This is a genomic window from Micromonospora sp. NPDC049048 (genome assembly GCF_043197615.1).
GTDB lineage: Bacteria > Actinomycetota > Actinomycetes > Mycobacteriales > Micromonosporaceae > Micromonospora.
In genome coordinates this window covers 190,602-207,684 of sequence record NZ_JBICTM010000010.1, presented here as the reverse complement: position 1 = coordinate 207,684, position 17,083 = coordinate 190,602, and the positions used below count along the sequence as shown (strand labels likewise).

General features: G+C 74.0%; 13 protein-coding genes and 1 pseudogene. 10 read left to right on the top strand and 4 right to left on the bottom strand.

Translation table 11 applies throughout. The features are described from left to right. Positions 1-12 precede the first annotated feature (12 nt). Both ACGFIG_RS27740 and ACGFIG_RS27735 read right to left on the bottom strand, forming a co-directional pair. A complete protein-coding gene (locus ACGFIG_RS27740) occupies positions 13-2,466 on the bottom strand; it encodes a glycoside hydrolase family 3 C-terminal domain-containing protein (RefSeq protein WP_393007788.1) in 2,454 nt (817 codons plus the stop codon). Positions 2,467-2,688: 222 nt separating this feature from the next. Continuing rightward, positions 2,689-3,909 carry an ROK family protein gene (locus ACGFIG_RS27735; protein ID WP_393007786.1) on the bottom strand — a complete coding sequence of 407 codons (1,221 nt, stop codon included), beginning with the start codon at positions 3,907-3,909 and terminating at the stop codon, positions 2,689-2,691. Between the two features lie 190 nt (positions 3,910-4,099). On the opposite strand from ACGFIG_RS27735, the gene ACGFIG_RS27730 reads away from it, so the two are divergent. From ACGFIG_RS27730 to ACGFIG_RS27720, 3 genes are read left to right on the top strand one after another with little or no spacing between them, the layout of a single operon-like run. Beyond that, the gene (locus tag ACGFIG_RS27730) at positions 4,100-5,767 is read left to right on the top strand and encodes an extracellular solute-binding protein (RefSeq protein ID WP_393007784.1); all 1,668 of its coding nucleotides are present in this window, start codon (positions 4,100-4,102) and stop codon (positions 5,765-5,767) included. Then, positions 5,764-6,774 (top strand): ABC transporter permease, encoded by a 1,011-nt coding sequence (locus ACGFIG_RS27725; protein WP_393007782.1) that lies wholly within the window; start codon positions 5,764-5,766, stop codon positions 6,772-6,774. The genes ACGFIG_RS27730 and ACGFIG_RS27725 overlap by 4 nt, the downstream gene beginning before the upstream one ends. Continuing rightward, entirely contained in the window at positions 6,771-7,721 is a 951-nt protein-coding gene (locus ACGFIG_RS27720) for a carbohydrate ABC transporter permease (protein WP_393007780.1), read from the top strand. Before ACGFIG_RS27725 ends, ACGFIG_RS27720 begins: the two co-directional genes overlap by 4 nt. 49 nt (positions 7,722-7,770) lie before the next feature. Here ACGFIG_RS27720 and ACGFIG_RS27715 read toward each other — a convergent pair whose 3' ends face one another. Further along, on the bottom strand, positions 7,771-10,110 hold the full coding sequence (locus ACGFIG_RS27715; protein WP_393007778.1) for a TIM-barrel domain-containing protein: 2,340 nt from the start codon (positions 10,108-10,110) through the stop codon (positions 7,771-7,773). 161 nt (positions 10,111-10,271) lie between these two features. On the opposite strand from ACGFIG_RS27715, the gene ACGFIG_RS27710 reads away from it, so the two are divergent. The 3 genes from ACGFIG_RS27710 (at position 10,272) to ACGFIG_RS27700 (ending at position 13,404) form a co-directional block, all read left to right on the top strand. Further along, positions 10,272-12,398 carry a beta-galactosidase gene (locus tag ACGFIG_RS27710; RefSeq protein ID WP_393007776.1) on the top strand — a complete coding sequence of 709 codons (2,127 nt, stop codon included), beginning with the start codon at positions 10,272-10,274 and terminating at the stop codon, positions 12,396-12,398. Further along, entirely contained in the window at positions 12,320-12,868 is a 549-nt protein-coding gene (locus tag ACGFIG_RS27705; protein ID WP_393007774.1) for a GNAT family N-acetyltransferase, read from the top strand. Before ACGFIG_RS27710 ends, ACGFIG_RS27705 begins: the two co-directional genes overlap by 79 nt. 62 nt (positions 12,869-12,930) lie before the next feature. Continuing rightward, positions 12,931-13,404 carry a DUF1992 domain-containing protein gene (locus ACGFIG_RS27700; RefSeq protein ID WP_393007772.1) on the top strand — a complete coding sequence of 158 codons (474 nt, stop codon included), beginning with the start codon at positions 12,931-12,933 and terminating at the stop codon, positions 13,402-13,404. A 6-nt stretch (positions 13,405-13,410) separates the two neighbouring features. Here ACGFIG_RS27700 and ACGFIG_RS27695 read toward each other — a convergent pair whose 3' ends face one another. Further along, positions 13,411-13,986, bottom strand: a complete 576-nt coding sequence (locus ACGFIG_RS27695; RefSeq protein WP_393007770.1) for a hypothetical protein — start codon at positions 13,984-13,986, stop codon at positions 13,411-13,413. Positions 13,987-14,328: 342 nt separating this feature from the next. Between ACGFIG_RS27695 and ACGFIG_RS27690 the strand changes: the two genes are divergently transcribed. From ACGFIG_RS27690 to ACGFIG_RS27675, 4 genes and pseudogenes are all read left to right on the top strand, one after another. Further along, positions 14,329-15,159, top strand: a complete 831-nt coding sequence (locus tag ACGFIG_RS27690; RefSeq protein ID WP_393007768.1) for a nitroreductase/quinone reductase family protein — start codon at positions 14,329-14,331, stop codon at positions 15,157-15,159. Positions 15,160-15,381: 222 nt separating this feature from the next. Next, complete coding sequence (locus tag ACGFIG_RS27685) at positions 15,382-15,822, top strand: DUF6194 family protein (protein WP_393007766.1); 441 nt, start codon at positions 15,382-15,384, stop codon at positions 15,820-15,822. A 32-nt stretch (positions 15,823-15,854) separates the two neighbouring features. Then, positions 15,855-16,137 (top strand): annotated as a pseudogene (locus tag ACGFIG_RS27680) (Tn3 family transposase); the annotation flags it as partial. A gap of 163 nt (positions 16,138-16,300) precedes the next feature. Then, the gene (locus tag ACGFIG_RS27675) at positions 16,301-17,041 is read left to right on the top strand and encodes an SDR family NAD(P)-dependent oxidoreductase (protein ID WP_393007968.1); all 741 of its coding nucleotides are present in this window, start codon (positions 16,301-16,303) and stop codon (positions 17,039-17,041) included. The last annotated feature ends 42 nt before the right edge of the window (positions 17,042-17,083 follow it).

Sequence of the window (17,083 nt, the reverse complement as noted above, 5' to 3'; positions counted from 1 at the left end):
CCCGTGCCCCGCTCACCGCGCCCGCCCCGACGCCGGTACGGCCGCCCGCCCGCCGGACGTCTCGTCGCCGCGTACGGCGAGGGCGCCGACCAGCCGCACGTCGCGGGCGGAGCGGCCGACCAGGACGGTGTGGGTGGCGTCCTCCACCACCCGGCGGCCCCGGGTCTCGTCCCACCAGCTCAACTCGGCGGTACGCAGCCGCAGCCGCACCACCTGCCGCTGCCCGGGCGCGAGGCTGATCCGGGCGAAGTCCCGTAGCTGGCGTAGTGGCTGCTTGACGCGGGAGCGGCGCTGGCGCGTGTAGAGCTGCACGACCTCCTCGCCGGGGCGCTCGCCGACGTTGGTGACCTCGACGCTCACCTCGACCTCCTCGCCCACGGTGGCCTCGGCGGCGCTCAACCGCAGGCCGGCGTAGTCGAAGCGGGTGTAGCTGAGCCCGTGGCCGAACGGGTACAGCGGGTCGCCCCGGTGGTACAGGTAGGTGGCGTCGGAGCCGATCACGTCGTAGTCGAGCAGGTCGGGCAGCTCGGCGGCGTCGGCGTACCAGGTCTGGGTGAGCCGGCCGCCGGGCTCGGCGTCGCCCACCAGCACGTCGCCCAGCGCGGTGCCGTGCTCCTGACCGCCGTGCGCGCACCAGAGCACCGCCGGCGGTGGCGTCCCGGCCTGACCGATCGCGTACGGGTAGCTGCTGGTCACCACCAGCACGGTGCGCGGGTTTGCGGCGTGCACGGCCCGCAGCAGCGCCTCCTGCCCGGCGGGCAGGGCCAGGTCGACGCGGTCCTCGGTCTCCCGGCCGTTGACCATCGGGTGGTTGCCCAGCGCCACCACCGCCACGTCGGCGTCGGCGGCCAGGGCGGCGGCCTCGGCGGCCCCGTCGGCCAGCAGGTCCACCGTGAACCGGGTCGCCTCGGCCGGGGTGGGGGCGTCGGCGTGCAGCCGCCCGTGCGCGTCGGCGGCGACGTAGCGGCCGGAGGCGAGGTGGTGCAGCAGGACCGTGCCGCCGGGACCCTCGTGGCAGCGGAAGGTCTCCCGGACCACCCAGCCGCCGGGTCCGGGGCGGTCGTTGGCGAGCGCGCCGGCCTCGTCGGCCCCGACGTGGCGGCCGTTGCCGACGGCGCGCAGCGCCACCACGTCGCGCCCCCAGTCGAAGACGTCGAACGCCGTGGCGGCGTCGCCGAGGGTCAGCGGCCCGCCGTCGGGGGTGTCGGGGCAGCCGACGTGGCGGGCGCCGACGCGCAGCGCGATCCGGTCGGCCCCGGGATGGGTGGCGACGGCGGCGAGCCGCCCGACGAGCCCCTGGTACGCGGTGACCGCGTACGGCGGGGTGCCGCTGTACCAGTCGGTGTGCACGGCGTCGGCCAGCGGGCCGAGCACGGCCACCCGCAGCCCCGGGTCGGCGAGGGGGAGCAGCCCGTCGTTGCGCAGCAGCACGATCGACTGGCGGGCGGCCTCGCGGGCCAGTTCCCGGTGCGCGGGGCGGTCGACGGCGTCCGGCGCGACGCCGGCGAAGGGGTCCACGCCCGGCGGGTCCAGGTCGCCGAGGCGGACGCGGACGGTGAGGATCCGCCGCACCGCCCGGTCCACGTCGGACGCCGTGATCAGCCCCCGGTCGAGCGCCTCGGTCAGCCGCCCGACGGTGGGGGCGCTGTCGGCGTCGTCCTCGGTGAAGCTGTCGATGCCGGCGCGCAGGGCGGCGGCGTAGCCGTCGACGTGGTCGGGCAGGTGGCCCTGCACCCCGGCGATGTTGCTCACCGCGCCGGCGTCGCCGACGACCATCAGCTCCTCGGGCGTCCACCGGCGCAGCTCGTCGGCGATGAGCGGGCTCAGGTGCGCCGGCACCCCGTTGACCAGGTTGTAGGAGGCCATCACGGCGACGGCCGCGCCGGCGGCCAGCGGGGCGCGGAAGGCGGGCAGCTCGTACTCGTGCAGCACCCGTGGGGGCAGGTCGCTGGACGTGGTGGCCCGGTCGGTCTCGTTGTTGTAGCCGAGGAAGTGCTTGACCGTCGGGGCGGTACGCAGCCGCTGCGGGTGGTCGCCGCGCAGCCCCTCGGCGTACGCGGTGGCGAGCCGGCCGGTGAGCCACGGGTCCTCGGACCAGCCCTCCTCGTTGCGTCCCCAGCGAGGGTCGCGCAGGGGGTTGACCACCGGCGCCCAGACGTTGAGGCCGACCCGCTCGGGGTCGGCGTGGTGCTTGGCGCGGACCTCGTCGCCGACGGCCGCGCCGACGGCCCGCAGCAGCTCGGGGTTCCAGCTGGCGGCGAGCCCGACGGCCTGCGGGAAGACGGTGGCCCGGCCGAGCCACGCCACCCCGTGCAGCGCCTCGGTGCCGGTGCGGAACGCGGGCAGGCCGAGGCGGGGCACGGGCGCCTGCCACTGGTGCAGCAGGCCGAGCTTCTCCGGCAGGGTGAGCCGGCCCAGCAGGTCGTCGACGATTGCGTGCGGGGAGGGGGCGGGGTGGTGGGTCATGGGTCGGTCGCCTTCCGTGGGCCTGCACGCGGCCGTGTCGAAGCGCTTCGACGAACGGTGACGCGAGCGGCATCGCGGTGTGAGGGTGGCGGTCGCCGGCCCGGAAGCGGTGAAGCGCTTCGACGACTGCGCGAGACGTGCCGCCCGGGTGCCCAGCCACGAGGCGGCGGTTCGAGGTTGGCACCTGCCGCCGGTCCGGTCAAGGCCCGGCGGCGCGCGGGCTCACGCGGCCGGAAGCCGACCCGACTCGACGGCGGCGAGCGCGGCGGTGGCCCCGCCGAGCGCGGTGGCCGCCGGGTCGAGGGTGGAGGCGTCGAGCTGGCAGCCGCCGGCGGCCGGGGCGTGGGTGCGCGCGGCGAACTCCGTGCGCGCCGCCGGCAGCAGCCAGGGAGCCAGGGCGGCGAAGTGCCCGCCGACGACGACGGCCTGCGGGTTGAGCAGGTTGGCCAGGACGGACGCGGCGTGCCCGAGGTGGCAGCCGACGTCGGCGAGTCCCGCCAGGACGGTGGGGTCGCCCTGGCGGGCGAGTGCCTGGATCCGTTCGATCTCCGGCAGGAAGTCGGTGACCGGCCCGTCCTGCGCGGTGTCGGGCAGGAGGCGACCCACCACCGCCGGCAGTCCGGCGTACGCGACCAGGCAGCCGCGGCGGCCACACGCGCAGCCGGGGCCGGCCGGGTCGAGCATGAGGTGCCCGACCTCGCCGGCGAATCCCCGGTTGCCGCGCAGCAGCCGGCCGCCGGCGACGATGCCCGCGCCGACCGAGGCCCCGCCGGTGAGGTGCACCAGGTGGGCCGCGCCGGCGTACGCGCCGTGGCGGTGCTCGGCCAGGACGGCGAGGTTGGCGTCGGTGTCGACGTCGACGGTGAGGTCGGGCTCGCGCAGCGCCGCGCGCAGGTCGGCGGCGAGGGCGACGTCCCGCCAGCCGAGCGCGGTGGCCCGGGGGACGGCGCCGTCGGGGTCGACGAGGCCGGGCACGCCCACGCTCAGGCCGAGCACGCGGCGGTCCTGCCCCCGTAGCCGGGTGATCGCGCGGCGGGCCAGGGCCGCCAGCGCGCGTACGGTCTCGGCGGGGGTGCACGACGGTGCGGAGAAGGCTCGCCGCCAGGTGAGCAGTCGGGTGCCGGCCAGGTCGGTGGCGAGCACCACCAGCTCGTCGGCGCCGATCTGCATGCCCAGGGCCGCGTACGGGGTGCCGTCGAGGACGAGCATGGTCGCGGGGCGGCCGACCCGGTTCTCGGTCAGCCCGGTCTCGCGCAGCAGCCGCCGCTCGATCAGTTCGCCGACCAGGCTGGACACGGTGGCCTTGTTCAGCCCGGTGTGCGCCGCGATGTCGGCCCGGGAGCAGGGGGCGTGCCGGCGGACGTGGCGCAGCACCAGGGCCCGGTTGGCGGTGCGGACGTCGCCGAGGTCGCTCGGCCGCGCTTCGTTGTGGCTGCTGATCACGATCTGTCCGCTCCCTGGGCGACGGTGCAGGATCCCGGTGGTGCCGCGCGCCCCATCATCGCGTACGCCGCCGGGGTCGTTGTCTTGTGGGACGGATCACCGTCGATTAGTTTGTTCGGCTAGAACCCCAACTAATTCTAGCCGGAACGCGTACGTTCCGCGAAGCCGCCACCGAAGAAGGGAGTGCGCCGTGAAGCCGTCCCCGCCGGGCGCATCCACCGACCGCCGGTCCCTGCTGCGCCTGCTCGGCCTCGGCGCCGCCGCGACGATGGGTGGCGCCACCCTGGCCGGTTGCAGCAAGGAGGCCGGGAGCAGAGGCAGCGCCACCAGGGCCGACGCCATCCGCTCGGTGCTGCCCACCCACAAGCCGGCCGAACTGCTCCCGCCCGACATCGCCGGTGAGGGGCCGATCCCCGACGGCTACCTCAGCTACCCCCGCACCCTCGTCGACGCCGTCACCGAGCAACCCGGCCGGGGCGGCCCACCAATCGGCACCATGAGCCCGTGGTGGGGACCCGCCCCACCGACGGCGGGCCGCAACTCCTACCTCGCGGCGGTCAACGCCAGGCTGGGCGTCGAGGTGCACCCGAGCCTGCAGGACGGCATGACCTACGCCGACAAGCTCAACGCGATGCTCGGCGCCCGCGACGTGCCAGAACTGCTCAGCGTGCCCAACTGGGAGGTCGACAAGGTCGCCCGGTTCTCCGACGCCGTCAAGGCACTGTTCGAGGACCTCACCGACCACCTCAAGGGCGACGCCGCCGCGAAGTACCCCTACCTGGCCGCGCTGCCCACCGGCGCCTGGGAGTACTCGGTCTGGGGCGGGCGGCTGCACGCCGTGCCGTTCCCCACCGACGGACCGTTCGGGTACGCCCTGTTCCACCGCGCCGACCTGCTCGCCCCGGCCGGCCTGGCGGCGCCGACGTCCCCGGAGGAACTGCACGAGTTCGGCCGCAAGGTCACCGACCCCGCCAAGGGGGTGTGGGCCTTCGGCAGCGTCTTCGACATGGTGCAGCAGTTCTTCGGCTGCCAGCAGTACTGGCGCAAGAAGCCCGACGGCGGCCTGGAGCACAAGTTCGAGAACCCCGCCTTCGCCGCCGCCCTGGAGTTCACCGCCAAGCTGTTCGCCGACGGGCTCGTGCACCCCGACACCGTGGCCAGCAAGGGCGCCGACGAGAAGCAGCTGTTCAAGGCCGGCAAGATCCTCATGTACCAGGACGGCCTCGGCGCCTGGCAGGGCATGCAGAGCGAGCGGGTCAAGCAGCTGCCGAGCTTCGACATGCAGCCGCTGCCGGTCTTCGGCGTGGCCGGGGCACAGCCGGTCATCTGGGGCAGCGAGAAGCCCATCTTCTACACCTTCGTCAAGAAGGGCCTGGGCGCCGCGCGCGTCGACGAGCTGCTACGGGTACTGAACTGGTGTGCCGCGCCCTTCGGCAGCCGCGAGTTCGAGCTGCGCGAGTACGGCGTCGAGGGCAAACACTTCACCCGCGCGGCCGACGGCAGCCCCGTCCCGACCGAGCTGGGCCGCAAGGAACTGGGGGCGCAGTACACCCACATCGGTGGCCGGGTCCCGGTCAAGGTACGCAGCGCCGACACCCCCAACTACGTACGCGACTACCTGGCCTACTACCAGAAGAACATCGCCCAGATGGAGAAGGACCTCTTCGCCGGCATCAAGCTGGAACTCCCGGCCAACTGGTCGAAGGTCCTCCAGCCGACCGAGGACAAGATCCGCGACATCCTGCGCGGCCGCCGACCCGTCAGCGACCTGGCGCAGGTCCGCAAGGAGTTCCTCGCCTCCGGCGGTGAGGAGGGGCGCGCGTTCCACGAGAAGGCGCTCGCCGACAACGGCCGATGAGCGCCCCGGCCACCACCGACGCGCCGGCGGCCACCGGCCAGGGCCCACCCGCCGGTCGTACGCGGCGGTCGCGTCCCCGGCACCGTCTACGCGACCGGCTGCGCCGGGACTGGCCGCTGCTGGCCATGACGGCGCCGGCCGCGGCGCTGCTGCTGGTCTTCCACTACCTGCCGACGCTCGGCAACGTCATCGCCTTCCAGGACTACAACCCGTTCGTCGGCGACGACCCCGTCGAGGCGTTCTGGCACAGCGAGTGGATCGGCTTCGGCAACTTCGAGGCACTCTTCGGCGACCCGCTGTTCTGGGACGCGGTCCGCAACACCCTGACCATCACCGCGTTCCAGCTCGTCTTCTTCTTCCCGCTGCCGATCCTGCTGGCCGTCCTGCTCAACAGCCTGGTCTCCGCGCGGCTGCGCGGCTTCGTGCAGAGCGTGGTCTACCTGCCGCACTTCTTCAGCTGGGTGCTCGTGGTGACGTTCTTCGTGCAGATGCTCGGCGGGGCCGGGCTGCTGGCCCAGGAGATGCGCGCGGCCGGCATGCAGCCGTTCGACGTCATGACCGACCCGGACACCTTCATCGTGCTGGTCACCGCCGAGGCGGTGTGGAAGGACCTCGGCTGGGGCGCCATCGTCTTCCTGGCCGCGCTGGCCGCCATCGACCCCAACCTGTACGAGGCGGCGGCGGCCGACGGGGCCGGGCGGTGGCGGCGGCTGTGGCACATCACCCTGCCGGGCCTGCGCCCGGTGATCGTGCTGCTGCTCATCATGCGCCTCGGCGACGCGCTGTCGGTCGGCTTCGAACAGTTCATCCTGCAACGCGAGGCGGTCGGCCGGGAGGCCGCCGAGGTGCTGGACACGTTCGTCTACTACCAGGCCATCAGCACCCAGCAGTGGGGCCTCGGCGCCGCCGCCGGGCTGTTCAAGGCCGTGGTCGGGCTGGTGCTCATCCTCACCGCCAACAAGGTGGCGCACCGCCTCGGCGAGCAGGGGGTGTACGCGAAGTCATGACCACGCAGCTCAGTGGCACCGGCCCGCACCTCGACGCACGGCGGCGACGCTCGCGGCGACCCACCTGGGAGGAGCCGCCCACGGCGGCGGGCACCGTGGCCAAGGCCGCCGTGCTCACGCTGCTCGTCGCGGCCGTGCTCGTACCGTTGTGGGCGGTGCTGGTGACCAGCCTCGCCTCGCGGGACACGATCGACTCCACCGGCGGGATGGTGCTGGTGCCCCGCGAGATCGACCCCTCGGCGTACGTCACCATCTTCAGCGGCGGGCAGATCACCCAGGCGGTGTGGATCAGCACCCTCGTCACGGTGCTCGGCACCACCGTCAGCCTCGTGCTCACCGTGCTGGCCGCGTACGGGCTGTCGCGGCCCGGCTCGGTGGCGCACCGGGGACTGCTCTTCTTCTTCCTGCTGACCTTCCTGATCTTCCCCGGTCTGGTGCCCAGCTACCTCGTGGTCACCGGCCTCGGGCTCAAGGACAGCATCTGGTCGCTGATCCTGCCCAGCGCGATCAGCGTGTTCAACCTGGTGGTGATCCGGGCGTTCTTCATGAACGTCCCCGGTGAACTGCTCGACAGCGCCCGCATCGACGGCGCCGGGGAACTGCACATCCTGGTACGCATCGTGCTGCCGCTGTCCAAGGCGGTGATCGCCGTGGTCGGCCTCTTCTACGCCGTCGGCTACTGGAACGCCTACTTCAACGCGGTGCTCTACATCGACGACAACGACAAGTTCCCGATCCAGCGGGTGTTGCAGAGCTACATCCTCGCCGGGCAGTCGCCGAACGTGTCCGGGGCGGCGGTCAGCCTGCCCGGCGTCACCGCGTACCCGCCGACGCTGGCGGTGAAGATGGCGGTGGTGGTGGTGACCGTGATCCCCGCGGTGATCGTCTACCCGTTCGTGCAGCGGCACTTCACCAAGGGCGTCATCACCGGCGCGGTGAAGGGCTGAGCGGACCCGTGCGGCGCCCGACCCGCGACGGGTCGGGCGCCGCCGCACCTCAGGCGGGGTCGGGCAGCCAGGCGTCGAACGGCGCCGGGGCCACCGCCTCGCCGTTGAGCAGCAGCCGGGCCGGGGCGTGCGCGCCGGCGACGCTGACGTACGCCACCCGCAGCGGCCCGTCGGTGTCCACCCGCAGGGTGTCGCCGTCGCGTACGGCCGTCACGACCGTGTCGCCGTCGACGTCGTGCAGCACCGTACGCGCGTCGACGGCACCCCAGCTGACCAGGGTGACGTCGTGGAACGGCCCGTCGCCCACCGTGTCGCCCGGCGCGACCGTCGGCACGAGCGCGCCGTGGCGGACGTAGAGCGGCAGCCGGTGCGGCCGCACGGCCACCCGCACGTGCCGCCCGCCCGGGTGCCGCTCGCCGGTGGCCGCGTCGATCCAGTCGTCGCCCACCGGCAGGTAGACGTCGCGCCGCCCGGACGGGTCCGTCACGGGCGCGACCAGCAGGTCGGTGCCGAGGCGGTACTGCAGGTCCGTGGTCCAGGCCGTCGGGTCGTCGGGGGTGTCCACCAGCAGCGCGCGCATCATCGGCGTCCCGTCGGCGGCCGAGCGCACCGCCGCCGACCACAGGTACGGCATCAGCCGGTAGCGCAGCCGCAGGGCCGCCACCGCGTCGCGTTCGGTCTCGGCGGGGAAGTCCCACGGCAGGCGGCTGGTGGTGCCGTGCAGGCGCACCAGCGGCGACAGCGCCCCGAACTGGGTCCAGCGCACATAGAGCTGCGGTGTGGGGGTGCCGTGGAAGCCGCCGGTGTCGTGGCTCCAGAACGGCACGCCCGACAGCCCGTGCGACAGCCCGCCGCGCAGGGTGCTGGCCAGCCCCGGCCAGGTGGCGTTGACGTCGCCGCTCCACTGCGCGCTGTGCCGCTGCCCGCCCAGGTACGACGAGCGGGCCCACACGGTACGGTGCCCGGCCACCTCCTCGGTCACCCGGGCGACGACGTCGTTGAACAGCAGCGCGTACACGTTGTGCAGCTCCACGCCGGTCATCCCGTTGTGGGCGACGGCGTCGACGGGCACCCCCTCGGCGAAGTCGGTCTTGAACACCGCCACCCCCTGCTCCAGCAGGGGCCGCAGCAGCCCGGTGAACCACTCGACGGCGGCCGGGTTGGTGAAGTCCACGATGGCGCTGGCCGGGTGGCTGCCGTGCCAGACGTCGGCGACGTACGGGCTGCCGTCGGCGCGGCGCAGGAAGTGGCCGGCCTCGGCCGCGGCGGCGTAGAGCGGGCTGTCGGTCATCAGGTACGGGTTCATCCAGAGGCAGACCCGGAAGCCCTGCCCCGCGAGGGTCCGCAGCATCGCCGTGGGGTCGGGGAACGCCTCGTCGTCCCACCGCAGGTCCGACCAGCGGCCGGCGACCTGCCAGTAGCAGTCCAGGTGCAGCACGTCGCACGGGATGCCCCGCTCGCGCAGCAGGCGGGCGCGCTCGAGCACCCGCTCCTGCGAGTCGGGGAAGAAACCGGAGGAGACCCAGGCGCCGAACGCCCACTTCGGCGGCAGGTACGGCCGGCCGGTGAGCCGGTCCAGCCGGTCGAGCACCTCCGGTGGCGTCGGGCCGGCCAGCACGTAGTAGTCGAGCAGGTCGTCGGGGACCAGGATCTGCACGCTGCTGTGGGTGGACTGGCAGACGTCGAACTGCACCGGCAGCCCGCTGTCGACCAGCACCCCGTAGCCCCGGTCCGACAGGTAGAACGGCACGTTCTTGTGGGAACGGTCGGACTCGCCGCCGAAGGCGTCGAAGTTCCACATCAGCGGCCGCTGCCCCCGCTTGTCGAGCGGGGTGAACTTCTCGCCGAAGCCGACGAAGCGCTCGTCGCCGGGGGCGACGAAGCTCTCGTGCCAGGCGACGCGCGCGCCGTCGACGGTGGAGCGGCCGAACGGCAGGGTGCGCCGCCGGCCGCTGATGTCCCGGGTGCCCGGGTCCTGCGCGAGCAGCAGCCGCCCGTCGGGGCCGAGGAACCGCAGGTGCCACGGGTCGAGCCGGATCTCGGCGACCACGGCGCCGGCGCCGACGCGGACGTGGGTGTCGTCGACGGTGACGGTGGCGGGGTGGGTGCCGGGACGCACCAGCGGCAGCGCCCGGGCGGAGCGGCTGCGGGCCTGCGGGTCGTCGGCCAGGCGTACGCGGATCACCCCCTCGCCGGCGGCGTCGACGCGCAGCGCCATGCTCGCGCCGTCGGAGAGGGTGGCCTTGAACGTCACCCCCTGCTGGTCGGTCGCGACGACCTCGGCCCGGCCGACGACGGCGGCCCCGTCCTCGCCGGGGCCCCGCACCGGCAGGTCGGGTGGGTCGGCCACGAAGCTCTCGTACGGGACCAACGGCGGTCGGTAGGGCATCGGCGTCTCCTCCGGGATGGTTCCGACGGTCCCGCCAGTTTCTTTGGCTTCCCAACTAACTGTCAACGACAACCTTCGTTTCCTCGGTGGAGACTGCCGTTGACATGCTCCTGTGCGCTTCATATTTTGGACGCCTTCCCAACGAACTGGCGGTGGTCGAGATGGCCGACGGTGTACTGCGCTACGGCGGCGACTACAACCCCGAGCAGTGGCCGGCCGAGGTGTGGCGCGAGGACGTCGCCCTCATGCGCCGCGCCCGGGTCAACCTCGTCACCGTCGGCGTCTTCGCCTGGTCGCGACTCGAACCGGAGCCCGGGCGCCACACCTTCGACTGGCTGGACCAGGTGCTGGACCTGCTGCACGACAACGGCATCGACGTCGCCCTGGCCACCCCGACGGCGTCGCCCCCGCCCTGGTTCTCGCTGGCACACCCGGACGCGCTGCCCGTGACCGCCGACGGCGTACGGCTGCACCACGGCAGCCGGGACACCTACTGCGCCGCCGCGCCCGCCTACCGGGCCGCCGCCCGGGGGATCGCCGCCGCCCTCGCCGAGCGCTACGCCCACCACCCGGCCCTCGCGCTGTGGCACGTGCACAACGAGTACGGCACCACCTGCCACTGCGCGCACACCGCACGGGCGTTCCGGCGCTGGCTGGCCGACCGGCACGGCGACCTCGACGCGCTCAACGCCGCGTGGGCCACCAGCTTCTGGAGCCAGCACTACACCGACTGGGCGCAGGTCGACCCGCCCCGCGCCACGCAGTACCTGGCCAACCCGGGGCACCTGCTGGACTTCCGCCGCTTCTGGTCGGACACCCTGCTCGCCGCGTACACCGAGCAGCGCGACGTGCTGCGCGCCGCCAACCCGGCGATCCCCGTCACCACCAACTACGTCCTCGGCGACTGGGTGCCCGTCGACCACGCCCGCTGGGCCGCCGAGGTGGACCTGGTGGCCATCGACCACTACCCGGACGCGGTCGACGGCGGCGCGGAGGAACAGACCGCCCTCGCCGCCGACCTGGCCCGGGGCTGGGCCCGCCACGGCGCCGGCGGCGACCGGACGGCGCCATGGCTGCTGATGGAGAGCGCCCCCAACCAGATCCACGCCGGTGGGCGGATGCACGCCAAGGAACCCGGCCGGATGGCCCGGCACAGCCTCTCCCACGTCGCGCGCGGCTCGCGGGGGGTCATGTTCTTCCAGTGGCGGGCCCCGGCGGGCGGGGCGGAACGCTTCCACTCCGCCCTGGTGCCGCACGCCGGCCCCGACAGCCGCGTGTTCCGGGAGGCCGTCGACCTCGGCGCGACACTTCAGCGGCTCCGCGAGGTCGACGCCGGCACGGTCGACGCCGACGTCGCGATCGCCTGGGACGCCGCCAGCGGCTGGGCCCTGGGCCACCCGGGGATGCCGTCGCCGCACCCGCGCCACCGCGACGAGGTGGCCGCGGCGCACCGGGCGCTGTGGCGGGCCGGGTACGGCTGCGACATGGTGCTGCCCGGCGACCGGATCGACACGTACACGCTGCTGGTGCTGCCCGCCCTCTACCTCGCCTCCGACGACACCGCCGACTGGGTCGGCACGTACGTGCACGGCGGCGGGCACCTGCTGGTGACCTGGCTCAGCGGCGTCGCCGACGAACACGCCCGCGTCCGCCTCGGCGGGCACCCCGGGGCGCTGCGCGACCTGCTGGGCGTACGCGTCGAGGAGTTCCACCCGCTCGCCGCCGGCCAGACGGTGCCCCTGTCGGGCGGCGGCACGGGCCGCCTGTGGACCGAGACGGTACGCCTCGCCGGCGCCCAGCCGACGGCCTCGTACGCCGACGGCGTGCTCGCCGGGCTGCCGGCCGTGACCCGCCACCGCTACGGCGCCGGCACGGCCTGGTACCTGTCCACCCGGCCCGACGAGACCACCTACCAGCGGCTGATGACGCACGCGGCGCGGGCGGCCGGCGCGTCACCCGTCTGCCCGGACGCACCGGCCGGGATCGAGGCGGTCCGCCGGCGCGGCGCCGGGGCGAGCTGGCTGTTCCTGCTCAACCACACCGACCGGCCGCAACGGGTCCCGGCCGCCGGGATCGACCTGCTCACCGGCGCGACGGTCGACACCCAGGTGCACCTGCCCGCCGGGGGCGTCGCCGTGCTGCGCGAGACCGGCACCGCCGGTGTCCGCCCGCCCCCCACCGCCGGCGCGGCCACGGGCACACTGTGCCGATGCTGCGCGCCCCGGCCACCGCGACCCTGCCGGAACTCCTGCTGCGCCCCTGGCGCGACGACGACGCCGAGGCCCTGATCGCCGCGTACCGCGACCCGGTGCTGCGCCGCTGGACCCGGGCGCCGGTGACCACGACCGCCGAGGCACGCCGGTTCCTCGCGTCGGCACACCGGGACTGGGCTGACGGCCGCCGGTTCAGCTTCGCCGTGCTGGAGCCGGATCCGGCCGGCGACATCCTGGTGGCGCAGGTCATCCTCAAGAACGTCACCGCGCGGGGCGAGGACGCCGAGGTCGGCTACTGGACCGCCGCGCCCGCCCGGGGCAGGGGCGTGGCCCCGCACGCCCTGACGGCCGTCACCGACTGGGCGTTCGACCGGTTCGCCGGCCTGCGGCGGCTGGACCTGCTGCACCAGATCGACAACCCGGCATCCTGCCGCGTGGCGGAGAAGGCCGGCTACCGCTTCCAGGAGGTGCTGTCCGCCCGGCCGCCGTTCCCCCGCGACGGCCACCGGCACGCCCGGGAATGCCCGCCCCGGCGGGGGCGCTGACCGCATGCGTCGGCCCCGACACGGTGGCCGCGTTACCGTGGGGTCGGGGGAGGTGCCGGCAGGTGGACAGCTGGGAGGCGACCGTCGAGGCGCGCATCCGCGCCGCGCAGGAGCAGGGCGAGTTCGACAACCTGCCCGGCGCGGGCAAGCCGATCCCCGGCCGAGGGGAGCCCTACGACGAGTCGTGGTGGATCAAGAGCTTCCTGGAGCGGGAGAAACTCCCCACCGACCTGCTGCTGCCGACGCCACTGCAACTGCGCCGCCGCGTCGAGCAGGTGCCCGACGAGGTCCGGGACCTGCCGACCGAGGCGGCCGTGCGCGCGTTCGTGGCCGACCTCAACGCCCAGATCCTCTCCTGGCTGCGTACGCCCACCGGCCCCCGGGTCGCGGTGCGCCCGGTCAACACCGACGACGTGATCCGCCGCTGGCGGGCCGAGCGGGCGGTGACCACGGCAGCCGCGACCCCACCCCCCGCACCGCCGACCCCACCACGCAGGCGGCGCTGGCGAGCGCCCTGGCGCCGTCGGGCGGCGTAGACCCGGTCAGTCCACCGCCGCCCGCCACGACCAGGACGTGCGCCGGGCGCGACCGGGCAGCTTCCCGCGACCGGTCAGCCACCGCAGCACCTGCGGCGCGGGCCCGGCGGGCGCGTCCGGGAAGAGCCGGCGCACCACGGCCGCGCTGAGCTGCTGCGGCGGCTGCCAGGGCACCCCGAGACCACGGGCGATGTCGTCGGTGTGCAGCAGGACCTCCGCCACCCCCATCGCCGCGAAGCCCGCCGGGTCGCAGGGACCGTAGTGCCACGCCCGCGTCTGCGGCGCGGCCGCGTCGACGGCAGCCCGCAGCAGGCCACCGCAGGCGACCACGACGCGCAGCACCTCGGCCGGCCCGGCGGCGGGGGAGACGACCAGGTCGAACGGCAGGTAACCGTCGTCGGGCCGCCCGCTGACCTGGCCGGCGTACGCCAACAGGTCGTGCGCGACGTGCGCGGCGGTGGCCCAGCAGCTCCACTCCAACCCGCCGGCGGGCACACTCCAGTCCCGCACCGTGTGCGGGCCGAGAACGGCGGTCATCTCGCGTACCGCGTGGTGCACGTCGACTCCGGTCAGCGCGGACATCTGCCGACCGTGTCACCGAGGCACGGCTGCCGCAACCGGATTGCGCTTGCCCCGCCACCGTCGTCGCCCCTAGGGTCGGACGCGTGACTGCCGGGTCGGCCATGGGCCACGAGCGGACAGGGCACCCGGCCGTCAGGTGAGCCGGGGGCGGGCGCGCGGCCCGCCGATCCCCGCCACCCACCGGTGCCGCCGCCACGTCCACCGTCGCGCGCGCCGCGCCGCACACTCTTCCGCCGCCCACGCCGCGTCGTACGTCGGCGTATCCGCATCCTCGCCGCCACCGGTCGCCGGGCGGGCGATCCACTGTGGCCGCACCCTCCTGCCCGAGCAGAGAGCAGAGCATTGCCCAACGACTTCAACCAGCAGATCATCGACGAGTTCCGCGCCAACTCCGGCCGGGTCGGCGGCCCCTTCGCGGGAGCCCGCCTGATCCTGCTGACCACCACCGGGGCCCGCTCCGGCAGCCCGCACACCACCCCCGTCGGCTACCTGCCCGACGAGGGACGCATCCTCGTCATCGCCTCGGCCGGCGGCAGCCCGAAGCACCCCGACTGGTACCACAATCTCCTCGCCGACCCGCACGTCACCGTCGAGGACGGGGTCTTCACCTACCAGGCCCGCGCGGTCGTGCTGACCGGCGCCGAACGCGACGAGATCTTCGCCCGTGCCGTGGAGGCCGACCCGGGCTGGGCCGCGTACCAGGCGAAGACCTCGCGGGTGATCCCCGTGGTGGCGTTGCACCAGGGGGCCGGCGGCCCACCGGAGGCGGCCTCCTGGGGCGCGGCGCTCAAGCTGGTCCACGACGCGTTCCGTCGGGAGCTGGCGCTGATCCGCGACGAGGTCGCCCGCTGCGGCCCGGGCCTGGGCACGCAGCTGCGGGTCAACTGCCTGACCTTCTGTCACGGCCTGCACCACCATCACCGCAACGAGGACGACGGCATGTTCGCCGGCCTGGAGAGCCAGCGGCCCGACCTCGGCCCGGCGCTGGCGCGGCTGCGCGAGGAACACCGCCGCATCGCGGCACTCGTCGAACGCCTGCGGCAGGTCGTCGGCGACCCCGACGCCGACCCCGCCGAGGCCCGCCGGGAGGTCGAGCAGCTCACCACCGAGCTGGAGGCCCACCTGACGTACGAGGAGGAGCAGCTGATCCCCGTCCTCGACGGCACCGCCTGACGGCAGGCGGCTCCGCCCGTGACCCTGTTCGGGCTGCGGGCGGAGCCGTGCCCGGCGCCGTGGCGTGCCGGTGCGGGCTGAATCCGTGCCGGCACCCGGCGTCGGACGACGTGCCGGGCGCAGGACCGCGGACGGCTGCACCCCGACTTGAGGGTTCACCGGGCAAGAAAGCGACAAAATGGTCACAAGTCTCAGGAAGCACTTCAATGAAAAACTTGAGGCATGGACATCGAGGACATGAAGCACTACATCCGCGACACCTTCGACGGGGTGGAGACCCTCGAAGCGAACGGAGACCTGTTCTACATCTACGACCCGGACCGGGACCTGCCGGCCGAACGGCAGCTGCCGTTCGCGACGATCGTCACCGGCGACCACTACGACGACGCCTCCGCGCTGGACAGGCCGGATGTGTGGCGGCTCAACATCGGGTTGACCCGTGCGGCGTACGCGGCGCTGTTTGCGCAGGGGTCCGACGGCGACGTCGACCACACGGTGACGGACAGCGTGCTGCCGCACCCGGTCTACGCGCCGCAGCACTGGGTGTGCGTGGTGAACCCCGGCGAGGCGACCCGGGACACGGTGCGGCACCTGCTGGCCGAGGCGTACGCCTTCGCGGCCCGCAAGCACGCCAACCACCGGTCGCGGCAGGCCGCGTCCTGAGCCTCGCGCGCCCGGCCGGCCGTGCGGTGCTGAACAACCCGGCACTAGACCGGATCGTGACCCGCTGGCCGGACATCCTGCGGGTGGCCGGCTCCCTGAGTCCGCGCCTACGACCTGCTGCGGATGCCCGCCCGCGACGGGCATCCCACCCCGCTCGGCCAAGCCCTGGCCGCGTATGGCCGGATCGCCGAGACCCTGCACCTGCTGACCATGGTCGACCCGGTCGAAGACCAGCTCGGCGCGCTCGGCCTCGTCCTCAACTCGGGTCATACGAGGGTGACCGCGGTGTCGCCCGTTACCGTGAGTCGGGGCGCGGTGACCCGGTCAGTGCGGTCGCCGGTCTCGATCGAGGCGTGCAGGTGGTAGTGCCCGCGCGGCACGCCGGTCATCGCCCGTGACGAACGTCACCCTCGCCTTAGTCGCAGGTGGTCGGCTACGGTCCAATTATTGTAGCGACCACTACAAAATTGGAGTTGTCATGAGTCCGCTCGCGGGGAAGGTCGCGCTGGTCACCGGTGGTAGCCGCGGAATCGGGGCGGCGGTCGCGCGTCGGCTGGCGGCGGAAGGTGCCGACGTCGCCGTCACCTATCTGCGCGCGGCGGACCGCGCGCAGCAGACGGTCCGGCACATCACGGGCCTCGGGCGCCGCGGCCTCGCGCTCGCGGTCGACAGTGCCGACGCCGCCGCGGTCCGTGCGGCGGTGGATCACGTGGCGGCGACGCTCGGCGGCCTCGACATCCTGGTGAACAACGCCGGTGTCTTCCCGAGCGGACCGATCGACGCCGTGTCCGGCACCGACCTCGACCACGCGCTCGCGGTGAACGTCCGCGCGCCGTTCGTGGCCGCCCAGTCCGCCGCGCGGCACATGCGACACGGTGGACGCATCATCAACATCGGAAGCTGTTTCGCCGACCGGGTTCCGTACGAGGGCGTGACCCTGTACAGCATGACCAAGACCGCGCTTGTGGGCCTCACCAAAGGCCTGGCGCGGGATCTGGGGCCGCGCGGGATCGCCGTCACAACCGTCCATCCCGGGTCCACCGACACCGAGATGAACCCGGCGGACGCCGACGGCGCCGACGCCGAGCGGACCTTCATCGCGCTCGGCCGGTACGCCGACGCCGACGAGATCGCCCGCACCGTCACCCACCTGGCCGGACCCGGGGGCAGCTACATCACCGGGGCCGCGCTCGCCGTCGACGGCGGGTTCGCGGCATGAGCGAGCGTCAGCGAGTGAATCATCAGCTCAGTGCCCGCGAAC